Raw genomic sequence first — 19,457 nt, forward strand, 5'->3', positions numbered from 1 at the left:
CGGGCTCATCGTGCCCTCCGTTAGTTGAGGGACGGCCCGCATGCCTCGCAGAGGCGGGCGCTCTGCAGGTCACGGCGCTCCCAGACGGCGGCTCGTCCCCGGGCCAAAGTTCTCCGGCTTCGCCTGCCCGCGTAGGCCATCGACCCGGCCGCGACCACGGATCCCGCACAAACGGCGGCGGCGATACCGAATTCGACTGGCTGACCGTTGATCAACATGAGGGCCGCGTAATCTCCGGACACCACGGCCGCGAACAGCGAGGTAACCCGTATTCGGGTCATGATTTCGGCCCCTCGGGCCCGATCGGCCGCACAGCGAAAACGCTGCGCAAATATCCAGTGGGGCGCCCGCAGGTGGTGCACACCGGGCGGGTGCCCCATCTGGACGCCACAGCCCGTTTGTCGCCCACATAGGTCGCCATCGCCCATTGCACGGTAGCCAGACAGTCTTGACAGAGCGTCTCGACGAGGTCGCCATCTGGGCTTAGCCCCATCTGGTCGCATCCGTCGACGGCGTGGATCTCGGCGATGGCCACCGCCGGCGCACCGCATGTACTGCCGCTCGGCACCCGCTGGGCGCTACAGATGGGCTGTAGCGCATGAAGTTGATCCTCGATCGCCGGGATGGCGTCCATCGCGGCATCTCCTTTCCAATGCGCCCAATGCCGTACAAAGGCGGCCGCGTCACGCAATCGATGCGGCAGCCGCGCTGTTCGCGCGGGGGCTGATCCGTATTCGGCAGGCGCGCGTTGAAATCGTCGACGCTTCATCTGGTTTCTCCAATTTGTTGCGATGGCGTTCCGCGGTGATCAACGCAGCCACCGGCATCGCGACCCGTTGCTCGCTTGTGGGGACCCGAACACAGATTTGAAAAACATGGCCGGCTCCACCCGTCCGCTCGACATCTGTTAAGCGAGCATCAAGCGATGTGGGATGAGCGGTCATCACCCGGCGAACTGATTCACCCGGGCGATTTGGCGCACGACCAGCGAGGGAGGACTCCATTTATTGTTTCGGCAACGGCGATTAGAGGAAGAAACGCCCGGAAACCGGGGCCGCTAGGAAACGAAGCCGCAAATGTTCACGCGCTTCCTTGAAAGCGATCGCCCTTTCGACAAAGAGGTGCCTGCAGATGGGCTGCCCGCAATGGCACCCGCGGTGGGCCGAGTTCACACGTGGCGCCCGATTTGTCGAGACGGCGGGCATGCTGCGAATCGGAAGCGGTCAGCGGTTCATCGCGCTGCCTCAGAGACTTGCGCGACGGTTCGCGAGAATGATCGTCAGCCAATGCTTTTGGACATACAAACATAGCGGTGCTATGCCATAGCGTAGTCAAGACTCTGGGCGCCCGTCACCAAACCGCTTGGCAGATCAGGCGATTCCGTAATCCCGCATCTTGCGATAGATCGTCGCCCGCGACATCCCCAAGGCTATCGCCGCCTGCAGCTTGTTGTTGGCGTTGTCCTCCAAGCTGCGGACGATGGCGTCTCGCTCAAGCGCCTCCAGCTGGGTGAGCTTGCGCTTCGCAAGCGATCGACACTCCGGCGGCAGCTTGTCGGCACCGATAACGCCTGAACGTTGTCGCGCAACGGTTTCCGCGACAACCCGCCGCAACTGTGCCACGTTGCCCGGCCAGGGAAGCTTACTGAGTTGACGCATCGCATCGGCTCCAAGGCGCACATCAGCGCCGGAGGTCAGCTCGCGCAACAGGAACGGCACCAGTACTTCGATGTCCTCAATCCGGTGTCGCAGCGCGGGCACGGCCACGGTGTGGGTAAACAGTGGCAGCAGCAGCTCAACCTTCGGTGAAGGCGCCGACGAACTCATCGTCGCTGCGATCCATCCGCGACTCGCACGCGATTGCAGCACCGGAACGACCGCTGCCAGCGTTCCCTCGTCGATGCAATCCACGTCGGAAATCACCGCGGCAAAGTCGTCGCCATCGGTTTGCGTCACGATCTCGGCGACGAAAAGCGCTGGCGTCGATATTGTTTCAGCCCGGATTACCCGCACCGTCTTTGTCGGATGGACGTACTGTGCGACGGCTTGAGCCAACTTGGCTCGTCCCGATCCCCTCTCGCCCTCGAGCAGTACCCAATCTCGGTCTCGACAACATCGCTCGACCTGCTCACAGCTGCGTCGCCATGCGCTGCTGCGCCCAACGAGGCCAGGAACGTGCGACGCGACCGATTGGCGAATCCCGACACGGGAAGCTGTCGCTTCGGTCGGCAGGTGCACATGGAAAACGACGTTTGTCCTGCCACGGACCTCCGCATGGTCGACGACAGAGATGTTGGCCGTAGTTCCACTCGGCAGCACCGCCAGCGGCTGTCGCGTGGCCGTGGTGTGAAGCAGATCCGAGGCGTGTTCGAGCAGAGCGATTTGGTCATTGATGTCGAGTGTCTGGCGCAGGAACCGGTTCATCAGCAACACGTCGCCACCGATCGCCAGCACACCGAGCGGGAATCGTCGCGCCTGGTCGCGATACGCCCGCAGAAGAGCGATCTCACTCGCGTGGGCCGACTCTTGCAGCCGGTCCTCGATCTGGCTGCCCAGGCTCTTGACCAACGGCAACAAGACCGGATTCGAGCGGCTGGCCCAGCAGGTGAGATCAACGATTCCGACGATCTTCTGGGTTATCGGGTCACGGATTGGCGCACCAGCGCAGGCAAGCTCGACCAGCGGCCCAACGAAATGCTCGCCTCCACGAATGAACACGGGGCGCCCGATCTCGAGCGCCGTGCCGATCCCGTTCGTACCGGCGAATTCCTCGGCGTAGCTGTAGCCGGGGGCAAGGCTCACCGAATCCAGTGCCTCCATGAAGGCCCCTTCGGAAGCTGAGCGTTCGATCACTACGCCGTCGGCCGAGGTGAGGATGACCGACATTGCCTCGGTGGTCACGTCCTGCGTGATCCCCCGTAGCACAGGCTCTGCGGCGTGAACTAGTCGCGAGCCGGTATCCGGCTGCCGAACAAAGGGCAAATCGAGCCGGTCGGGGTGAACCCGCATCGCCTGGGACCGACGCCAGGAGTCCAGCACGCCGGAGGGCAAGGCATCCGCCGCCAAGGACCCCTCGCACAGAAACCGTTCCCGCACCCGCCGAACGTCGGTTTCGACGTCGGCCCGCAAACTCATCGACGCATGCACCTCGCTCCGACCGCGCGGTGCAGCCCGCCCCCGAATACCGGCGTCCTTTGGTTGAAACGCGCAAGCCTGCTCAGAATGAGGTGTTCAGTATACGTCCGCGGCGGTGTCATGTGTCACGTCAGTTAATCACCGGACCGGACGACATGACGGGTACGCAGGCAGCGGCATCTGGGGATCTTCCACAACTCCGTTGCGGAGAAAGATGCGACCATCTGCGTGCCATGGACCTGATTGGCCAGTATCACCTGAGCAAAGTTTTTACCAAGCTTGGCGTCAGCTGACGCAGCCAGCTGCAGACGGCATTTCGCTAGCGTCGCCGCAGCGCAGACGCACGTCGCGGGCTTTGGCGCGGCCCGGCTCAGCGAAGAGCGCGCATTCGTCAGCGGCGGCGACTAGTGCGACTATTTGGGTGAAATGGAGCTGATCGACCGATTCGCCGAGCGCACCCTGCTCGACTCAGTGCTGCACGACGCCGGGTCGGGCCAAAGCCGGGTACTTGTCCTCCACGGTGATCCGGGCGTCGGCAAGTCGGCGTTGACGGACTATGTGGCACAGCAGGCCGGGGGCTGCCGAGTGGTCCGCGCCGCCGGCGTCGAATCCGAGATGGAACTCGCCTTTGCTGCGCTACACCAGCTGTGCGCACCGCTGCTGGATCGCCTCGACCACATCCCGGCACCGCAGCGGGATGCACTGAACATCGCATTCGGGATGAGCGCGGGCCCCGCTCCCGACCGGCTGGTGATCGGGCTCGCCGTGCTGAGCCTGTTTTCCGATGCCGCTGAGGACCGGCCTTTGGTCTGCTTGATCGACGACCTGCAGTGGCTCGATAACGCCTCAGCGCAGATACTCGGATTTCTGGCCCGACGACTGGCCGTCGAACCGGTGGCTTTGATCATGGCGACACGCGTCATCAAGCCAGAACTGGCCAAGTTGCCGAGTCTGGAAGTCGGCGGACTACGCGACGGAGATGCCCGGGCGCTGCTGGACCGAGCGTGGGCCGCGCCGTTGGATGAGCGGGTCCGTGATCAGCTGGTCGCGGAGACGCGCGGCAATCCGCTTGCACTCATGGAGCTACCTCGCGGACTCGCAGATAACGAGCTGGCCGGCGGATTCGGGATGCCCAGTGCGCTAAGGCTTTCCAGTCGCATCGAAGAGAGCTTTCAGCGCCGCACGGCCGCTTTGCCCGAGGAGACCAGACGACTGCTGCTGATCGCGGCCGCCGAGCCGACCGGCGACCCAATCCTATTGTGGCGAGCGGCCGGCCAGCTTGACATTGGCACCGACGCCGCCGCACCCGCTACCGAGGATGGGTTGGTCGACTTCGGTACCCGAGTGCGATTCCGACATCCGCTGGTGCGTTCGGCCATATACCAGTCTGCGCCCGTTCAAGACAAACGGACGGTGCACCGCGCCTTGGCCGATGTGACAGATCCGGATAGCGAACCCGACCGCCGCGCCTGGCATCGGGCCGAGGCGACCGCCGGACCGGACGAGGACGTCGCCGAAGAACTCGAGCGCTCGGCCGACCGCGCCCAGGCACGCGGAGGATTCGCAGCGGCGGCCGCTTTCCTCGAACGCGCGACCATGCTGACGCTGGAACCTGCTCAACGGAGTGCGCGGGCGTTGGCCGCAGCGTCGGCAAAGGTGCGAGCGGGTGCCTTCGACGCGGCGGTGCATCTTCTCGCCGTGGCCGACGCCGGGCCGCTCAGCGATTTGCAGCACGCCCACGCCGACCTGATCCGCGCACAGTTGGCCTTCGTCACCAACCGGGGCAGCGATGCACCACCACTGCTGCTCAAGGCCGCCCAACGGCTTGAGCCCATCGATGACGCGCTCTGCCGCGCGACTTACCTGGAGGCGCTGGGCGCGGCGATGTTCGCCGCCCGGTTGGCAGTAGGTGGCGGCGTTCTCGAAATCGCGCGCGCGGCTGAAGCGGCTCCGCAGCCGGCAACCCCGCGCCTGGCCGACCTGCTTCTCGATGGTTTTGGCGCATACTTCACCGGCGGATATGCGGCGGGTGTGCCGCCTTTGCGCCGTGCGGTCAAGGCTGCCCGCCGAAAAAAGTCTGCCGACGACAAGCTGCGTTGGCTTTGGCTGGCTGGTATCGCCGCATTGCACGTCTGGGATGACGAGAGCTGGGATATCGTCTCGGCGCATCACATCGACCTGGCCCGCGCCGCCGGAGCGCTGACTGAGCTGCCGTTCGCGTTGATTTCGCGTGCGGTGATGTTGCTGTTTGTCGGCGAATTGAGCGCTGCCGAATCGCTGATTCACGAAACTGAAACGATCACCGAGGTGACTGGCGACACCGTCGTCGCTCCCCGCGCCGTGTTGGGCCTCGCCGCATTTCGCGGCCGCGAAGGCGAGGCATCGATGTTGATCGGCGCCATCACGAAAGACGTCATACGGCGCGGCGAAGGGGTCGGGCTGACCATTGCCGAGTGGGCGGAGGCGGTCCTCAACAACGGCCTCGCCAACTACGACAAAGCGATGACCGCCGCGCAGCGCGCCGCCGAACACCCTACTGACATCGGCGTATCGGCTTGGGGAACGGTCGAGCTGGTTGAGGCTGCCGCGCGCAACGGTGCGCCGGACATCGCGGCCGGCGCCCTCGCGCGGCTCTGCGAAATGACCCGCACCAGTGGCACCGATTGGGCGCTGGGCATCGAGGCACGCTCCCGCGCGCTACTCGCCGCCGACGCCGAACCGTTGTATTGCGAGGCGATTGAGCGCCTTGCCCGCACCCGCCTGCGCGTCGAACTGGCCCGCACCCACCTGCTCTACGGCGAATGGCTGCGACGACAGCGCCGCCGCACCGACGCACGAGTACAACTACGCACCGCCCACGACATGTTCGACACCATGGGCATGGCCGCCTTCGCCGAACGGGCCCGCCGCGAGCTGCTGGCCACCGGCGAAACCGCTCGATCACGCACACCCACCACCAGCGCCCAACTCACCCCGCAAGAAGAACAGGTCGCGCGGCTCGCCGCAGCGGGACTGACCAACCCCGAAATCGGCGCGCGCCTTTTCATCAGTGCCAAAACGGTCCAATATCACCTGAGCAAAGTCTTCACCAAACTCGGCATCACCTCACGCAGCCAGCTTCCTTGACCTGCCTAGGGATACACGTGGGCACCGGCGCGCCGCCATTGACCAGCCAGTCTGGCGGACGGCGACCAATGACTAGTCAATGTGCTAGGTGCACCGACTAGGCATCGGCCGATGCGAACGCGGAACACCCTGTCGCATCCTTTGCTCATTAACGAAATCCTTGCTCGAGACGGGCCGACGAATCGTCTACTACGCCGACGTCGAGGCCAAGGGAGGAAACGTGTCTCAGTTTGAGACGCTCACTCACCTCATGTTGAGACGCTCACTTGCCGCCCGCGGCGGTGTCATGGATCTCGACAGCTAATACACCGGACCGGATCGGAAGAGTGACGGGGAGGCAGCGACGGCACACGCCGTCGATCACGAAGGCGGCTCGGCTGTAAGGAGATCCGACGCCGCCCATCCCGGCAAAAGCACCCGATGCGGCGCAACAACCAAATGTGACCAGCGAAAGGCATGGGGGAATGACTGTCTATCAGCTGACCGATCGCCTACATGGCCGTACCGTATGCGTCCAAGCAGATCGCATCGCGCCGACGGTGGCCTCATGGCTGGCCGAGTTGGGCGCCTGCAGTCCATTGGCAGAAGAACTCAGCCGAGCCGTGCGCGACGGTGACTGGCCTGCAACATACGGCATAGCCGACTATCTGTCGGTCAAAGTCCAGGTAGCAGCATGACATCGCGGTCGGTTGCTGCCGAGTTGGGATGGGACAGGCCCAAACGCGCTGTCCACGAGACTCCATTCGGCTTGCGGCAGTCTGGGACCACCGATGTCCGGTACTGGGTGGGGCGCGATCTGCAGACGCTTTTTGCCCTCATGCTGCGACGCTTACTCGCCGCCCTGGGCGGTGTCATGGGTCGCCGGAGCCAATACACCGATGCAAAAAGGGGAGAAATACGGTGAGCGGGCACGGCGTGAGCGCGGCTCACGAAACAAACATTGAGCCGTTGGCGGGATGCGAATCGGCAAGCCCAAACGGCCACCGCCAGCGTGCGCCGGAGATAGTGGCAGAGAACGCGTCTGATTCAATGGGGTCGGCGATCACCAGTTCACCCAAGGCAATTGGGAGTCCGGCCCGATCGCAGCGCAGAACGAGCCCGCCCGACTCCGCAGAGAACAACTGGGATGCCGAGAAGCCAGCGGCGGCGACCCAGGGCGCGATGCCGAATGTTTTCGCTCAGCCGCTGGGTTCAACGAATTCCTGGAGTTCGGACATGACCGGCTCAGATGGACGCACCGGTAGCGGCGGCGGAGAAGGCGCTGCGCGAGCAGTTTTGCTCGCCACCAAGCTGCATGTCCCGGCCGTCGGGGCCCAGCTCGTTCAGCGGGCCGCCCTGCTAGACGCACTGTCGGCGGGACGCCTGCGCAAGCTGACCCTATTGAGTGCGCCGGCGGGATGGGGCAAGACGACGCTACTGGCGCAGTGGGCCCTGGGTGCAAGCGAGGACCAGCGATTCGGTTGGCTTTCGCTTGATTCCTCCGACAACGACCCGGTGTGGTTCTGGATGTATGTGTTAGCCGCGCTGCAGAAGATCAGTCCCGGGGTGGGGTCTCGCGCGGTCGAACTCCTTGCGATGGGCGCCGATCCGGTGCAGGTCGTGCTGCCTACCCTGTTGAACGATCTGGACACGATCGCCAGCCCGATGGTGCTCATCCTCGATGACTACAACCTGGTGGTAAGTCGAGCGGTCCATGAGCAGCTTGCATTCTTCATCAGCCGTATTCCCGAAACTCTTCACCTGGTGTTGTCCACCCGATCGGATCCGATATTGCCGTTGGCTCGGCTAAGAGCCAGCGGCGAGCTCGTCGAGGTCCGAACCGACGATTTACGTTTCGGGGCTGTTGAGTCGGACCAGCTGCTGAACGATGTCCTCGGGCTGGACTTGCCTGATGCGGATGTTCAGCTTCTGCACCGACGCACCGAAGGGTGGGCTGCCGGCCTCTATCTCGCCGCCCTCTCGCTCGCCGGGCGTGCCGATGCCTCGGCGTTCATCAGAACCTTCGCGGGCGATAACCGTCATATCGTCGACTACCTGATGGCCGAGGTGCTCGACGGCCAGCCACCGCCGCTGCGGAGTTTCTTGCTACGTACCTCGGTTTTGGGACGACTCAGCGGTGAGCTGTGCGACGCGCTCTTGCAAACGTCCGGCTCGGCCTCGGTTTTGCAGAAGATCGAACGCGAAAACCTGTTTGTGGTGCCCCTGGATACATCGCGGCATTGGTATCGCTATCACCAGCTGTTCCGGGAACTGCTGCGCACCGAGCTGCGGCGCGGCGAGCCCGATCTCGTCGCGGATCTGCACCGACGAGCCGCGGCCTGGTTCGAGACCGAGGGACTGATCGATGAGGCGGTCCGCCACTTGGTCGCCGGCGGTGACATCGCGCGCAGTGCCGATTTGATCGCCGCGGACTGGGTCGACGAATTCAACGGGGGCGGCGTGTCGACGGTCTCCGGCTTGCTGGATTTGCTTCCCGAAAAGGCCGTTTTACAGGATCCGCGGCTGAGCGTGGCCCGCGCCTGGATCGCCCTAAGCCTGGGTCAACTCGATGACGCCGCCGAGTGGATTGAGGCAGTCGAGACCGGATCCCCGCCCGATGATGATGCCATCGGCGCTCAGGTTGTCGTGTTGCGCGCGGTTCACTCGTTCAAGACGGCAAAGGTTGCCACGGCGCTCGAGGAGAGTCGCCGGGCGATCACCCTCGATCTCGGGGAAGCGCCGCCTGGCCGAGCAAGCGCCTACTGCATTTATGGGTCCGCGCTGTACTTCTCGGGCAACACCCACGAGGCACAAGCCGCTTTCCGGCGGGCCGCGGAACTCGCAGAAAAGGCGGGCGATCGTCGCGCCCGCATCTACGCGTTGGGTCATCTGGCGCTGATTTCGGCCGAACATGGCCAGCCCGCAGCCGCCGAACGTGACATCCGCCGCGCCTCCGGCAGCTCCCGGGACCTGGCGGATGCAGAACACCTCGTGGACACGATGGTGTCCCTTGCTGCGGCCAAACTCCTTCGTATACAAGGAAATTCGGTCGCGGCAGCGGCCGCCGCCGACACAGCCGCCAGGTCGGCCCGCCAAGGCGGGGCAATTCTCGAGGTCGCCAAGACGCTGTTGGTCAGGGCGGAGATCGCTGAGCACCTCGGCGACCACGACACCGCAGAGGCCATCCTCGAAGAAGTCGGCACCCTGGTGCGCGGGTGCGCGGACGCCGGCATCGACTCGACGCTGTTCGGTTCGGCCGAGCGGGGTACGGGCGTCACGGTGACTTCGCGCAACGATGTCGCGGTCGTCGAGGAGCTGACTCCCAAGGAGCTTGAGGTTCTTCGCTTACTTCCCACCAGGTTGTCGCGACGTGAAATCGGTGCGCGGCTATACGTTTCGCTCAATACTGTAAAGACCCACCAGCGCGCCGTATACCGCAAACTCGGCGTCGAGCACCGCAGCGCGGCGGTCAGCCGGGCGCGAGAACTCGGCCTGCTGTAATCCGCCTGCCGCCAGATATTGTCAGTGTTTGGACGTGCCTGCGCTCCACGCAGTTCTGCCGGTAGAAACAGGGAAGTCCGCGATCAGGTGCAAGCTCACCCAGGTGAATTGCGCGCGCGGATGAGGACAACTCACCCCCTGCGCGGAGATAGTAGTCCGCGATCGCGAACCGCCTGAATCACCGTCTCGACCAACCGTGCCGCCATCGAAGGCAGTGCGAGTTCGGCAGCCGATGCGGTGAAAGGACACACATGCACAAAAAGGAGACCGCATGTCACAGAAAGAGGCCACCGCCATGACGACTGATGGCCCAGGGAAGTCTCTAACGACCGGCATCGCGCCTCTGCTCGCACGGTACGGTCTAGTCATAGTCCTGGCCTGGTTCGGCGCCATGAAGTTCACTTCCTATGAATCCCACGGTATTTCGCACTGGGTGGCCAATAGCCCCCTTTTGAGTTGGGTTTACCACATCATGTCCATCGACGCCTTTGGTCGATTGAACGGATCAGTAGAATTGATTACTGCCGCACTGCTGGCCGTCAAGCCGTGGTTCCCGAAGGTTTCCGTGGTGGGCGGCATCTTCGCCTCCCTATTCTTCCTGACCACACTGAGCTTCATGATCACGACACCCGGCACCGGCGAGGCGTCGGCTGGTGGCTTTCCCGTGTTGTCCGCCGACGGGGAGTTCTTGATGAAGGACATTGCGCTCCTCGGCTTGGCGCTGTGGCTGCTGGCGGACGCGATAGACGCAACTCGCAGACAGGCGACGCTCGCCAAGATCGACTCACGCCCCCGCTGATGAGGTTGCGTAGGTTCCGTCTTTGCCGCGGCATGGCGGCCGGCTGTTACGACATGGAAGGGACACTTGATAGTGAGTGAATCACCAAGGCCCATGGGCAGTATCGAACGCAGTGCCCACGATGGACTGCGGACGATCATCACCGACAACGCTCAAGAGTGCCGGTTCGAAGCCACGGTAGGCGGCCAGGTGATCGGTCGGCAGCCCTACCGGCGCTACCGCGGCCATATCGTGTTGATGGCCACCGAAGTCGATACGCAATGGCGTGAGCGGGGCGTTTCCTCGGCGATGATCAGTGGTGTGCTCACGCTGATCCGGCAGGCCGGACACACGGTCATTCCGCGGTGCAAGATCACGGGTGACTACATTCTGCGCCATCCCGAATACCAAGACCTGGTGGCCGGACAGTATCAGGGATTGCTGCGACCCGTGTCGCGGCCCGCTGCGCCGGCGGATCCAGACAGCACCTGATCGGGGCCTTCCGACTCGACGCAATTCGAAAGGGCGGACATGCCTGAGGTTTGTCGGGTATGCGGGCCGACGACTTGCTTGTAACGCTGACCGCCGACCGGACTTCGACTATCCCGAACGTCGGCAGCCATCGAACCGAGCTCCAGGACCATGCCGATCACCCGCTCCCATCCATTACCAGAACGGAAATCGCGCCTTTGGCTTCGAAGACCGCGAGGTGAATCCGATCGGAGGTTTCGTGTCCGTGCTGTCGCAGCACGGCTTCGAGATCGGCACTGGTTAGTCCGCACCGACGCAGGTTGCGTCGGTCGACGTGTCCGTTGCGGATCAGCACCTTCAGCGGTGGATCGATGAAACGCCGAATCCCCGGAATGAAGCGCAATCTCGCTAGTACCGCGTGGGCCGCGAGAAGGCAGATGAGCGCCGTACTTGCGTTGAGCCACGAGGTGTCGCTGGCGGTAGCAGCCCGACCGACGATGGCTCCGGCGGCGACCGCAGCGATCCAGTCGAATGGAGCGAATTCGGCGAGGGTGCGGCGCTCCATGAAGCGAAACAGGACTGCGGCCGTGAGGAACAGCGCCGAGGTTTTGACGGCGGCGTCGACGGCCCCGGTCGGGTTACCGATCAGGACATGAAGTATTCGATCCACGGGTGCCTCCGTTTCAGGAGTGAGCCATCGATTCTTGCCGCCTTTGCCGTCGGCGTGTCGGCTGTACTGGGGTCAGGTAACCAATGTGGAGACGTCCAAAACCATTGGCAATCAGCCCATTCGCCGAAGACGTGCACGGCAGGATAGCAATGTCGGTGTCCACTTCGCGTCGTCACGAGGCGCCTCGGTGCGTCTGGACGACGCTTCACTCACCGGATCTACTTGCCGCCGGTCTCGACGACGGCGACGACTTCGATCTCGACGCGCTGGTTGGGCAGTGCGAGCGCCTCGACGCCCAGCGCGGTCCACAGCGGCAGACTTTCGCCGAATCGCTTGCGGAACTCATCCACCATCACCGACATGTGTTCACCACCAATGGAATCATCGTCCGTGGGAACGTGGTAGGAGTGGACGTTCACGACGTCGCGCCAGCTAGCGCCCGCTTCGGCGAGAGTCTTTTCGACGTTGTCGCACGCCTTGACGATCTCGTCCTGCAAAGATGTGGGCGACAAGGTGAAGTCCGCGTCCCAACCGCCTTGGCCGGAGATTTCGATGCGATCGCCGATGCGTAGGGCTTGCCTGTAGGAGTTGCGGGTACGGGCGATCTCACCGTATCCGGGGGTGTCGAAGAATTCGGTCTTGGTCATGCGAGCGTTTCCTCTCATTTCGTGTTAGATGTGTTGTGCGCGAAGCGCGGTCGGCCAGTGCGCCAAAACTGGGTGCGCTAGCGGTTGGCCCGTCAGTTCTCATTGCCTCCCGGTGTGGTTGGGGTTTCGCCTCTGATGGCGACAATGGCCGCCGCGTCCTCCACTGCGACGTGGTTGGCGGCGCAAAGTACGGCGCGCACGTCGCCGGCGGGTACGACCGCGGCGCCGGAGGCATCGGCGAAGACGTAATCGCCGGGACGGACCGCCACCCCCGCGACCACGACCGGACGGTTCGCCTCGTAGGGCGTGACGACGTCGCCGCCCCACCGCGTTGTTTCGCCTCGGCAATAGACGGCGAGATCGTAGAGTTCGAGCTCGGCGAAGTCGCGCAGCCGTCCATCGGCGAGAATGCCGGCGAGCCGGTGGTTTCGGACGCGCGACAGCTTTGCCCCACCGCCCAGTGACGCATCGGTGTGGCCGTTGCTGGCCAGCACCAGCACGCGCCCGTCGGAGCCGCCTTCGATGGCGTCGTAGAACAGTTTCTTGAAGTTGTAGCGCTCCGGCGGGAGAGCTTCCCGGCATGCCGGGAAGTAGGAGATGGTCACGGCAGGGCCGAAAAGCCGGCGTCCGGGTGTCGGGCTGACCAAGTCGAGTAGATGACACCGATGTTGGTGACGGCGCCCCATGGCGTCCACGATGTCGGCGGTGCGCACGCGCCCGGCGAGCGCGTCGAGGGATTCCATCAGCGGACCGGGATCGGGGCACGCCAGGATTGGGCGCCGCGGAAGTCGAGCCCCCCATCGGTGGACGTTTGCACCAGCCGGGCCAGGACATCTTCGCAGACCGGGTAGCGCACCACGATGCCTGGCGCACGGTGGTAGCCACCGCGAAGGTCGCGCAACGAAAGGTTGGCGTTATAGCCGCTGCGTCCGCGAAAGCCTTCGTTGACGATACTCATTGGTGCTCCGCGTTGACTGTCATTCTGCGCCTGCCGCCTCCGGTAGCCGGACGAATTGACTGGCCGTGAATTCGGCGTCGGCACCGCAAACGAATCCCATTGACAGCACGGCGCGGGGGAAGAAGAGGTCGGTGAGATATGCGAGTGCGACCGCCCAGCGGTTGACGAGCCGTGGCAGCGCGTACAGGTGATAGGCGCGGGCGACAAGCTTTGCGGGATAGCCGGATAGGTGCACGCCCAGCGGGTTGGCGACGGCGTAGCGGGGACCCAAGTCGACGACCAAACCCTGGTCGCTGTGGCGGTAGTCTTTGCACTTGCCGTAGCCGAGGCTCGCGGCGACGTTGCGGGCCAACGTCTTACCTTGTCGGGTGGCGTGCTGGGCGGTGGGCGGGGCGATCGTGCCCGGCTTGGTCAGGTCCGGAACGGCGGCGGCGTCGCCCGCGGCAAACACTTCGGGGTGACCCGGTACCTGCAAATCGGTCTGCACCTTCAGCCGGCCCCGCTCGGTTTCCAAGCCCAGCGTGGCGATCAGCGGTGACGGGGTCACGCCAGCCACCCACGCCACCGTGTGAGTGTCGATGCGCGAACCATCGCTGAGCACCACGTGATCGGCGTGAACTTCCCTGACGGTCGTGCCGAGCCGGACATCGATTCCGCGAGCGCGCAACACGCGCATCGCCGCATCGCCGAGCTTCTGCCCCAGCTCGGGCATGACGTGGTCGGCCAAGTCCAGCAGCACAAACCGCACCGAAGCCCGATCGAAGCCCATCTGCTTTGCCGCCGCGTCGGCGAGCGCGCGCAGCTGCGCCGCCAATTCGGAACCGGAATACGACGCGCCGACAACGACAATCGTGCGCCGGGCTGCCGCGCGTGCCTCGTTTTCATCGACGTGAGCCAGTTCCAACTGCTCGATCACATGATCACGCAGATATAGCGCCTCGGCCGTCGACTTCAGCCCGTGCGCGTGGGTAGCCAAACCGGGCGTATCGAAAAGCCGGGTCACCGAGCCCGGCGTCAAGACGAGCCGATCCCACGATAGCGTCCCTACCCCGCCCTCCGGATCCGTGAACGAGAGCGTATGCCGATCAAAGTCAACGCTGTCGACCCGGCCACGCACCGCCCGAACGCCCTTGAGTGTTCCGGCCAGCGGAACACAGACAAACCGTGGGTCGACCAGTCCACCGGCCACATCGGCCAGCAATGGCGTGTACTGCATGTAGTCAACCGGCGAAACAATGGTCACCCGCACATCCCAAGCGCGCGCCCTGTCGAACCGCCGGGCCAGTCGGCGCGCGCACTCGAAAGCGGCGAACCCGCTGCCGACGATCACAACCGAGGTGGTCGGTTCCGTCTTCTCCGGTTGACTGTGAGATGGGAACGCGTTCATATCTCTTCTCCTGCATTGGATTCGGGCATCCACATGGTTCCGGGGATCGATCGCACGAGGTCGCAGTGTTCCTTGGCGGCCACGGCGTCCTGGACTGCGCGCAGGTCCCGGTCCCTTCGGATCTGTGTCGTTTGCAACGCCTTTCGCGACGGCGCTCAACATGTTGTTCGTTGCAGAGGTTGGTCGGTAGTGAGCATCGCCCGACCCCGGTCCATCCGTCATCATCCCTCAAGACAATTCACCCGGGTGATAACGCTCAAGCCGCGATGGCGATGGCTGCATCAAAGGGGCTCATTGGATCCGGGGGTGCAACTTCCACGGCTATAGCCACCACAGGATCACCGGCATTCCGACGATCGCAATCGCTCGTCGGGCGACGCGATGCGGCATCCCCACCACCGGAACCACGGAGGCGTCGTCGGCCTAATCGGTTCGTGCATCAATTGAGTTCATCGCGGGCTATGAGTCGGCGGGCCGCCTCGGTGATCGAGCCGGACAGCGACGGATAGATCGCAAGCGTCTGCGCCAAATCGTCAACGGTGATCCGGTTTTGAACAGCTATCGCGATCGGCAGTATCAGTTCCGAGGCGATCGGCGCGACCACTACACCACCGATAACCACGCCGCTGTCTTGCCGGCAAAATAGTTTGACGAAGCCCTGACTCAGCCCTGACATTTTCGCCCGCGCATTGGTTTTCAACGGCAGCATGATGATGCGCGCCTGAACCGAGCCGTCGTCGATCGCATCCTGCGAGACGCCGACCGTCGCGAGCTCGGGGTGTGTGAACACCGTGGCCGCGACAGTGCGCAACCTGAGCGGGTTAACGGCTTCACCGAGCGCGTGGTACATCGCGATCCGGCCTTGCATCGCTGCAACCGAGGCCAACGGCAGCTGACCAGTGCAGTCCCCCGCCGCGTAAATGCCCGCGACGGGTGTCCGCGATACCCGGTCGACGGCAATGTAATTGCCGGGCCCGGGTTCAATGCCCACGCGCTCTAGACCTAGCCGGCCGGTGTTGGGCAGTGACCCAAGAGTCATCAATGCATGGCTGCCCTCGACGGTGCGGCCGTCGGTCATTGTCACTAGAACCCCGTCGTCGGTGCGCCGTACGGATTGTGCCCGGGCCTTTTTGATCAGTTTGACGCCGCGTCGGGCAAACGATTCCTCGAGCACCCGCGCGGCATCGGCGTCCTCGCACGGCAACACCCGGTCGCGGCTGGCTACTATGGTGACGGTCACACCCAATTCGGTGTAGGCGTTGGCGAATTCGGTGCCGGTCACCCCGCTACCCACCACGACGAGGTGGTCGGGCAGCGAGTCCAGGTCGTAGAGCTGACGCCAGGTCAGGATGCGCTCGCCGTCGGGATGCGCCGACGGCAGGATCCGAGGCCTGGCGCCGGTGGCGATCAACACCACGTCGGCCTCGCGGATCGTGGTGCGGCCGTCGAGTGCGGTCACCTTGACGTGGTGATACGCCAGACCGGGAGCGGCATCAACTAGCTCGCCGCGGCCCGCGATCAACTCGACGCCCGTACTCAGCAGCTGGGCGGTGATATCCATCGATTGCTCGGTAGCGAGCGTCTTGATCCGCTGATGTATTTCTGCCAAACAGACTTTGGCGTCGTCGATGTGGATGTCGAACCCCAGGCGGGTTGCCCGTCGCAGTTCGGTGCGCAGCCCCGTAGAGGCGATAAAGGTCTTCGATGGCACGCAGTCACACAGCACCGCGGCGCCGCCGACCCCGTCGGAATCGACGACAGTGACGCGGGCGACGGCGGGACCGCGTGCGGCGGCGACCAGTGCCGCCTCGTATCCGGCCGGGCCGCCGCCGAGGATCACAATGCGGGTCACCACAGCTCAAACCTCACCTACTGGCCGCACGACAGGTCATCAGAGACGCCATCCCTCGCCGGCGCCGATGTCTTCGTCGACGACGATATGCATGGCAGCTTCCTCAGCCGAGGCGGCGCCGCCGTCGATGCCGACGTCGTGGGCAAGGTAATCCGCACCTGGGTCCGTAGGGTCGACGTCGTAGGCGACCAGCCGGCCCGCGCGCATGTCGCCTACCTGATCGTCGATTCGCTCGCCGTCGCTGTCGGCGCTATCACCGATTCCGTCGCCATCCCACTGATCGGTCACGTCGGGCACCTCACGGGCCAGTCGACGGGCCAGACTTTCATGGGTACGCGCTTCCCTCGCGGTCAGACCCCACGCCAGCAGTTCACGCGGGCGTTCCGGCGGTGAGTAGCCTTCGTCGAAGTCGATGCCGGTCTGTTCTGAGTCCAGGCTTTCTTCTGGTTCGAGCAGATGGGCCTGCACATCATCGAATTCGGAAGTCCCCATCAGCGCCGTCTCCATTCCGCATCGGCAAGGTCTTGTTCGCGCCGCGACGTCTCGCGCCGCCTCGACGGTTGTCTCAACCGAGCGCCTCAACAAGTCCGCGGCAGGCTCGTTCACAACGACGGCATACGTCGGCGCATACGCGGCAATGCTCGTGTTTCGCCGCATGCCTGTCGCACTCGTCTGCGCTTGTCCTACAGGCGGTAGCGCAGGTTTGGAGCACCGTCGCAGTCAAGTTGGCGTCGTAACCCGTGTGTCGGGACAAGACGCGGCCGGTTGTCGCGCAGACATCCGAGCAGTCAAGGCAAGTACGAATGCATTTGGTTAGGTGATTGACGTCGTCTTCACTGAGGCAAGCGTCTGCACACGCGGTGCAGGCTTGGTCGCATTCAATACACGCGTCGATACATGCGACCAGCTTGGCTGTATCAATCTGGCCTAGATCTCGCGGATACGTCTCCAGCATTCTACTGGCGGCGCTCACTGTGTCCTCCTTGTTCAGGGCGATCGTTGTCTTACACCACAGAACGCGGCTGGGCGCGTGTAGATGTTGAGAGCATGGCGCCCACAGGGGTGAACTGTCGTCGCCCACCTCCGTCACTCACCCGGGTGATGGACGACAGCCTCGACCACGCGCCGGCCGCTCTTTGTGCGCAAAAAACCCAACAGTTTTCGTCATCGAAGCGCCCACCCCGGCCCCGCTCGTGAATGTTCCAGTGGCAGTTATCGCGCGTTCGCTCCTGCGCGCAGGTGGGCCTCTGTGCGCATCCGTTCGATCATGTGCGGATAGTGCAGTTCGAAGGCGGGCCGCTCAGAGCGGATGCGGGGCAGTTCGGTGAAGTTGTGCCGCGGAGGTGGGCTGCTCGTTGCCCACTCCAGGGAGTTGCCATAGCCCCACGGATCGTCGACGGTTACCGGTTCGCCGTAGCGCCAGCTACGAAACACATTCCACACAAACGGCAGTATCGAAGCCCCGAGGATGAATGCCCCGATCGTTGAGACGACGTTCAGCCCGGTGAACCCGTCGGTGGGCAGGTAGTCGGCGTATCGCCGCGGCATCCCCTGATTGCCAAGCCAGTGCTGAACCAAAAATGTTGTGTGAAAGCCGATCAGCGTCAGCCAGAAGTGCAACTTGCCCAGCCGTTCATCGAGCAGCCGCCCGGTCATCTTAGGGAACCAGAAATACACCCCGGCGTAGGTGGCGAACACGATGGTGCCGAACAGCACGTAGTGGAAGTGGGCGACCACGAAGTAGGTGTCGGTGACGTGGAAGTCGATCGGCGGGCTGGCCAGCAGCACACCCGACAAACCGCCCAACAGGAATGTCACCAAAAAGCCCGTCGCGAAAAGCATTGGGGTTTCGAAGGTCAGCTGGCCCTTCCACATGGTGCCGATCCAGTTGACGAACTTGATTCCGGTGGGGACCGCGATGAGGTAGGTCATGAACGAAAAGAACGGCAGCAGCACCGCGCCGGTGGCGTACAGATGATGGGCCCACACCGCAATCGACAGTGCGCCGATGCTGATGGTGGCATACACCATGGTCGTGTAGCCGAACATCGGCTTGCGGGAGAACACCGGGATGACCTCGCTGATGATGCCGAAGAATGGCAGCGCGATGATGTAGACCTCAGGGTGGCCGAAAAACCAGAACAGATGCTGCCACAACAGAACTCCGCCGTTGGCCGGGTCAAATACGTGTGCGCCGAGGTGGCGGTCGGCGGCCAACCCGAACAGTGCGGAGGTCAGCAGCGGAAAGGCCACCAGCACCATGATGCTGGTCACCAGGATGTTCCAGGTGAAGATCGGCATCCGAAACATCGTCATGCCCGGCGCGCGCAGGCACACCACGGTGGTGATCATGTTGACCCCGCCCAAGATGGTGCCCAACCCACCGACGATCAGTCCCAGGATCCACAGGTCACCCCCCGGCCCCGGCGAGTGGATCGCGTCGGACAACGGGGTGTAGGCGGTCCAGCCGAAGTCCGCGGCGCCGCCGGGTGCGAGGAAGCCTGCCAGGGCGATCAGTGCGCCAAACACAAAGAGCCAGAATGACAATGCGTTGAGCCGGGGAAACGCGACATCGGGGGCACCGATTTGCAGGGGCAGCACCAAGTTGGCGAACCCGAACACGATCGGAGTCGCGTAGAACAGCAACATCACCGTGCCGTGCATGGTGAACAGCTGGTTGTACTGCTCGTTGGACAAAAACTGTAGCCCGGGTGCCGCCAATTCCGCGCGCATCAACAGCGCCATCAGGCCGCCGATGAAGAAGAAGCTGAAGCAGGCAACGAGGTACATGATCCCGATCAGCTTGTGATCGGTCGTCGTGATCACACGATAGATGAAGGTGCCCTTGGGGCCGATGCGCGCCGGGAAAGGCCGACTGGCACGAAGCCCTCCCAACGGGGGCGCCGAGGTGGACATGGGTCGGTCTCCTAGCCGGGTGAAAGTTGATGCCTCAC

17 protein-coding genes are annotated in these 19,457 nt (G+C 63.8%); 5 read left to right on the top strand and 12 right to left on the bottom strand.

Annotated elements, in window-relative coordinates; translation table 11 throughout:
- Positions 1 to 20 precede the first annotated feature (20 nt).
- The 3 genes from G6N55_RS09535 to G6N55_RS09545 form a co-directional block, all read right to left on the bottom strand.
- Positions 21 to 281, bottom strand: a complete 261-nt coding sequence (locus G6N55_RS09535) for a hypothetical protein (RefSeq protein ID WP_085225916.1) — start codon at positions 279 to 281, stop codon at positions 21 to 23.
- Entirely contained in the window at positions 278 to 634 is a 357-nt protein-coding gene (locus G6N55_RS09540) for a phosphoenolpyruvate carboxylase (RefSeq protein WP_232078960.1), read from the bottom strand. Before G6N55_RS09540 ends, G6N55_RS09535 begins: the two co-directional genes overlap by 4 nt.
- 736 nt (positions 635 to 1,370) lie before the next feature.
- The gene (locus G6N55_RS09545; RefSeq protein WP_085227006.1) at positions 1,371 to 3,134 is read right to left on the bottom strand and encodes a sigma-54-dependent Fis family transcriptional regulator; all 1,764 of its coding nucleotides are present in this window, start codon (positions 3,132 to 3,134) and stop codon (positions 1,371 to 1,373) included.
- Between the two features lie 426 nt (positions 3,135 to 3,560).
- Between G6N55_RS09545 and G6N55_RS09550 the strand changes: the two genes are divergently transcribed.
- From G6N55_RS09550 to G6N55_RS09570, 5 genes are all read left to right on the top strand, one after another.
- Positions 3,561 to 6,260 (top strand): helix-turn-helix transcriptional regulator, encoded by a 2,700-nt coding sequence (locus G6N55_RS09550; protein WP_085225912.1) that lies wholly within the window; start codon positions 3,561 to 3,563, stop codon positions 6,258 to 6,260.
- Between the two features lie 464 nt (positions 6,261 to 6,724).
- Complete coding sequence (locus G6N55_RS09555; RefSeq protein ID WP_085225910.1) at positions 6,725 to 6,937, top strand: hypothetical protein; 213 nt, start codon at positions 6,725 to 6,727, stop codon at positions 6,935 to 6,937.
- Positions 6,938 to 7,475: 538 nt separating this feature from the next.
- On the top strand, positions 7,476 to 9,740 hold the full coding sequence (locus G6N55_RS09560; protein ID WP_085225908.1) for a LuxR C-terminal-related transcriptional regulator: 2,265 nt from the start codon (positions 7,476 to 7,478) through the stop codon (positions 9,738 to 9,740).
- Between the two features lie 271 nt (positions 9,741 to 10,011).
- A complete protein-coding gene (locus G6N55_RS09565; protein WP_036467633.1) occupies positions 10,012 to 10,539 on the top strand; it encodes a YkgB family protein in 528 nt (175 codons plus the stop codon).
- 93 nt (positions 10,540 to 10,632) lie between these two features.
- On the top strand, positions 10,633 to 11,010 hold the full coding sequence (locus G6N55_RS09570) for a GNAT family N-acetyltransferase (protein WP_232078961.1): 378 nt from the start codon (positions 10,633 to 10,635) through the stop codon (positions 11,008 to 11,010).
- A gap of 157 nt (positions 11,011 to 11,167) precedes the next feature.
- Here the strand turns inward: G6N55_RS09570 and G6N55_RS09575 are convergent, their stop codons facing one another.
- From G6N55_RS09575 to ctaD, 9 genes are all read right to left on the bottom strand, one after another.
- Complete coding sequence (locus tag G6N55_RS09575; protein ID WP_036467629.1) at positions 11,168 to 11,659, bottom strand: DUF421 domain-containing protein; 492 nt, start codon at positions 11,657 to 11,659, stop codon at positions 11,168 to 11,170.
- Positions 11,660 to 11,877: 218 nt separating this feature from the next.
- Positions 11,878 to 12,306, bottom strand: coding sequence for a Rid family hydrolase (locus tag G6N55_RS09580; protein WP_085225906.1), 429 nt, complete (start codon positions 12,304 to 12,306; stop codon positions 11,878 to 11,880).
- 92 nt (positions 12,307 to 12,398) lie between these two features.
- Complete coding sequence (locus G6N55_RS09585) at positions 12,399 to 13,049, bottom strand: RraA family protein (protein ID WP_036472211.1); 651 nt, start codon at positions 13,047 to 13,049, stop codon at positions 12,399 to 12,401.
- On the bottom strand, positions 13,049 to 13,264 hold the full coding sequence (locus G6N55_RS09590; protein ID WP_085225904.1) for a DUF6510 family protein: 216 nt from the start codon (positions 13,262 to 13,264) through the stop codon (positions 13,049 to 13,051). Before G6N55_RS09590 ends, G6N55_RS09585 begins: the two co-directional genes overlap by 1 nt.
- Before the next feature lie 19 nt (positions 13,265 to 13,283).
- Positions 13,284 to 14,651, bottom strand: coding sequence for an NAD(P)/FAD-dependent oxidoreductase (locus tag G6N55_RS09595; protein ID WP_085225902.1), 1,368 nt, complete (start codon positions 14,649 to 14,651; stop codon positions 13,284 to 13,286).
- Between the two features lie 439 nt (positions 14,652 to 15,090).
- Positions 15,091 to 16,506 carry an NAD(P)H-quinone dehydrogenase gene (locus tag G6N55_RS09600; protein ID WP_085225900.1) on the bottom strand — a complete coding sequence of 472 codons (1,416 nt, stop codon included), beginning with the start codon at positions 16,504 to 16,506 and terminating at the stop codon, positions 15,091 to 15,093.
- A gap of 36 nt (positions 16,507 to 16,542) precedes the next feature.
- On the bottom strand, positions 16,543 to 17,010 hold the full coding sequence (locus G6N55_RS09605; protein ID WP_085225898.1) for a DUF5709 domain-containing protein: 468 nt from the start codon (positions 17,008 to 17,010) through the stop codon (positions 16,543 to 16,545).
- A gap of 58 nt (positions 17,011 to 17,068) precedes the next feature.
- Complete coding sequence (locus G6N55_RS09610) at positions 17,069 to 17,476, bottom strand: four-helix bundle copper-binding protein (protein WP_085225896.1); 408 nt, start codon at positions 17,474 to 17,476, stop codon at positions 17,069 to 17,071.
- Positions 17,477 to 17,715: 239 nt separating this feature from the next.
- Complete coding sequence (gene ctaD, locus G6N55_RS09615) at positions 17,716 to 19,419, bottom strand: aa3-type cytochrome oxidase subunit I (RefSeq protein ID WP_085225894.1); 1,704 nt, start codon at positions 19,417 to 19,419, stop codon at positions 17,716 to 17,718.
- Positions 19,420 to 19,457: the final 38 nt, after the last annotated feature.

The sequence above is a fragment of the Mycobacterium florentinum genome, assembly GCF_010730355.1.
GTDB classification, from domain to species: Bacteria; Actinomycetota; Actinomycetes; order Mycobacteriales; family Mycobacteriaceae; genus Mycobacterium; species Mycobacterium florentinum.

Excerpts from the sequence above, each read along its gene's own strand:
- G6N55_RS09545 (WP_085227006.1), bottom strand. The coding sequence starts at position 3,134 with ATGAGTTTGCGGGCCGACGTCGAAACCGACGTTCGGCGGGTGCGGGAA.
- G6N55_RS09550 (WP_085225912.1), top strand. The coding sequence starts at position 3,561 with ATGGAGCTGATCGACCGATTCGCCGAGCGCACCCTGCTCGACTCAGTG.
- G6N55_RS09585 (WP_036472211.1), bottom strand. The coding sequence starts at position 13,049 with ATGGAATCCCTCGACGCGCTCGCCGGGCGCGTGCGCACCGCCGACATC.
- G6N55_RS09540 (WP_232078960.1), bottom strand. The coding sequence starts at position 634 with ATGGACGCCATCCCGGCGATCGAGGATCAACTTCATGCGCTACAGCCC.
- G6N55_RS09555 (WP_085225910.1), top strand. The coding sequence starts at position 6,725 with ATGACTGTCTATCAGCTGACCGATCGCCTACATGGCCGTACCGTATGC.
- G6N55_RS09595 (WP_085225902.1), bottom strand. The coding sequence starts at position 14,651 with ATGAACGCGTTCCCATCTCACAGTCAACCGGAGAAGACGGAACCGACC.
- G6N55_RS09590 (WP_085225904.1), bottom strand. The coding sequence starts at position 13,264 with ATGAGTATCGTCAACGAAGGCTTTCGCGGACGCAGCGGCTATAACGCC.
- G6N55_RS09605 (WP_085225898.1), bottom strand. The coding sequence starts at position 17,010 with ATGGAGACGGCGCTGATGGGGACTTCCGAATTCGATGATGTGCAGGCC.
- G6N55_RS09570 (WP_232078961.1), top strand. The coding sequence starts at position 10,633 with ATGGGCAGTATCGAACGCAGTGCCCACGATGGACTGCGGACGATCATC.
- ctaD (WP_085225894.1), bottom strand. The coding sequence starts at position 19,419 with ATGTCCACCTCGGCGCCCCCGTTGGGAGGGCTTCGTGCCAGTCGGCCT.
- G6N55_RS09580 (WP_085225906.1), bottom strand. The coding sequence starts at position 12,306 with ATGACCAAGACCGAATTCTTCGACACCCCCGGATACGGTGAGATCGCC.
- G6N55_RS09565 (WP_036467633.1), top strand. The coding sequence starts at position 10,012 with ATGTCACAGAAAGAGGCCACCGCCATGACGACTGATGGCCCAGGGAAG.
- G6N55_RS09560 (WP_085225908.1), top strand. The coding sequence starts at position 7,476 with ATGACCGGCTCAGATGGACGCACCGGTAGCGGCGGCGGAGAAGGCGCT.
- G6N55_RS09535 (WP_085225916.1), bottom strand. The coding sequence starts at position 281 with ATGACCCGAATACGGGTTACCTCGCTGTTCGCGGCCGTGGTGTCCGGA.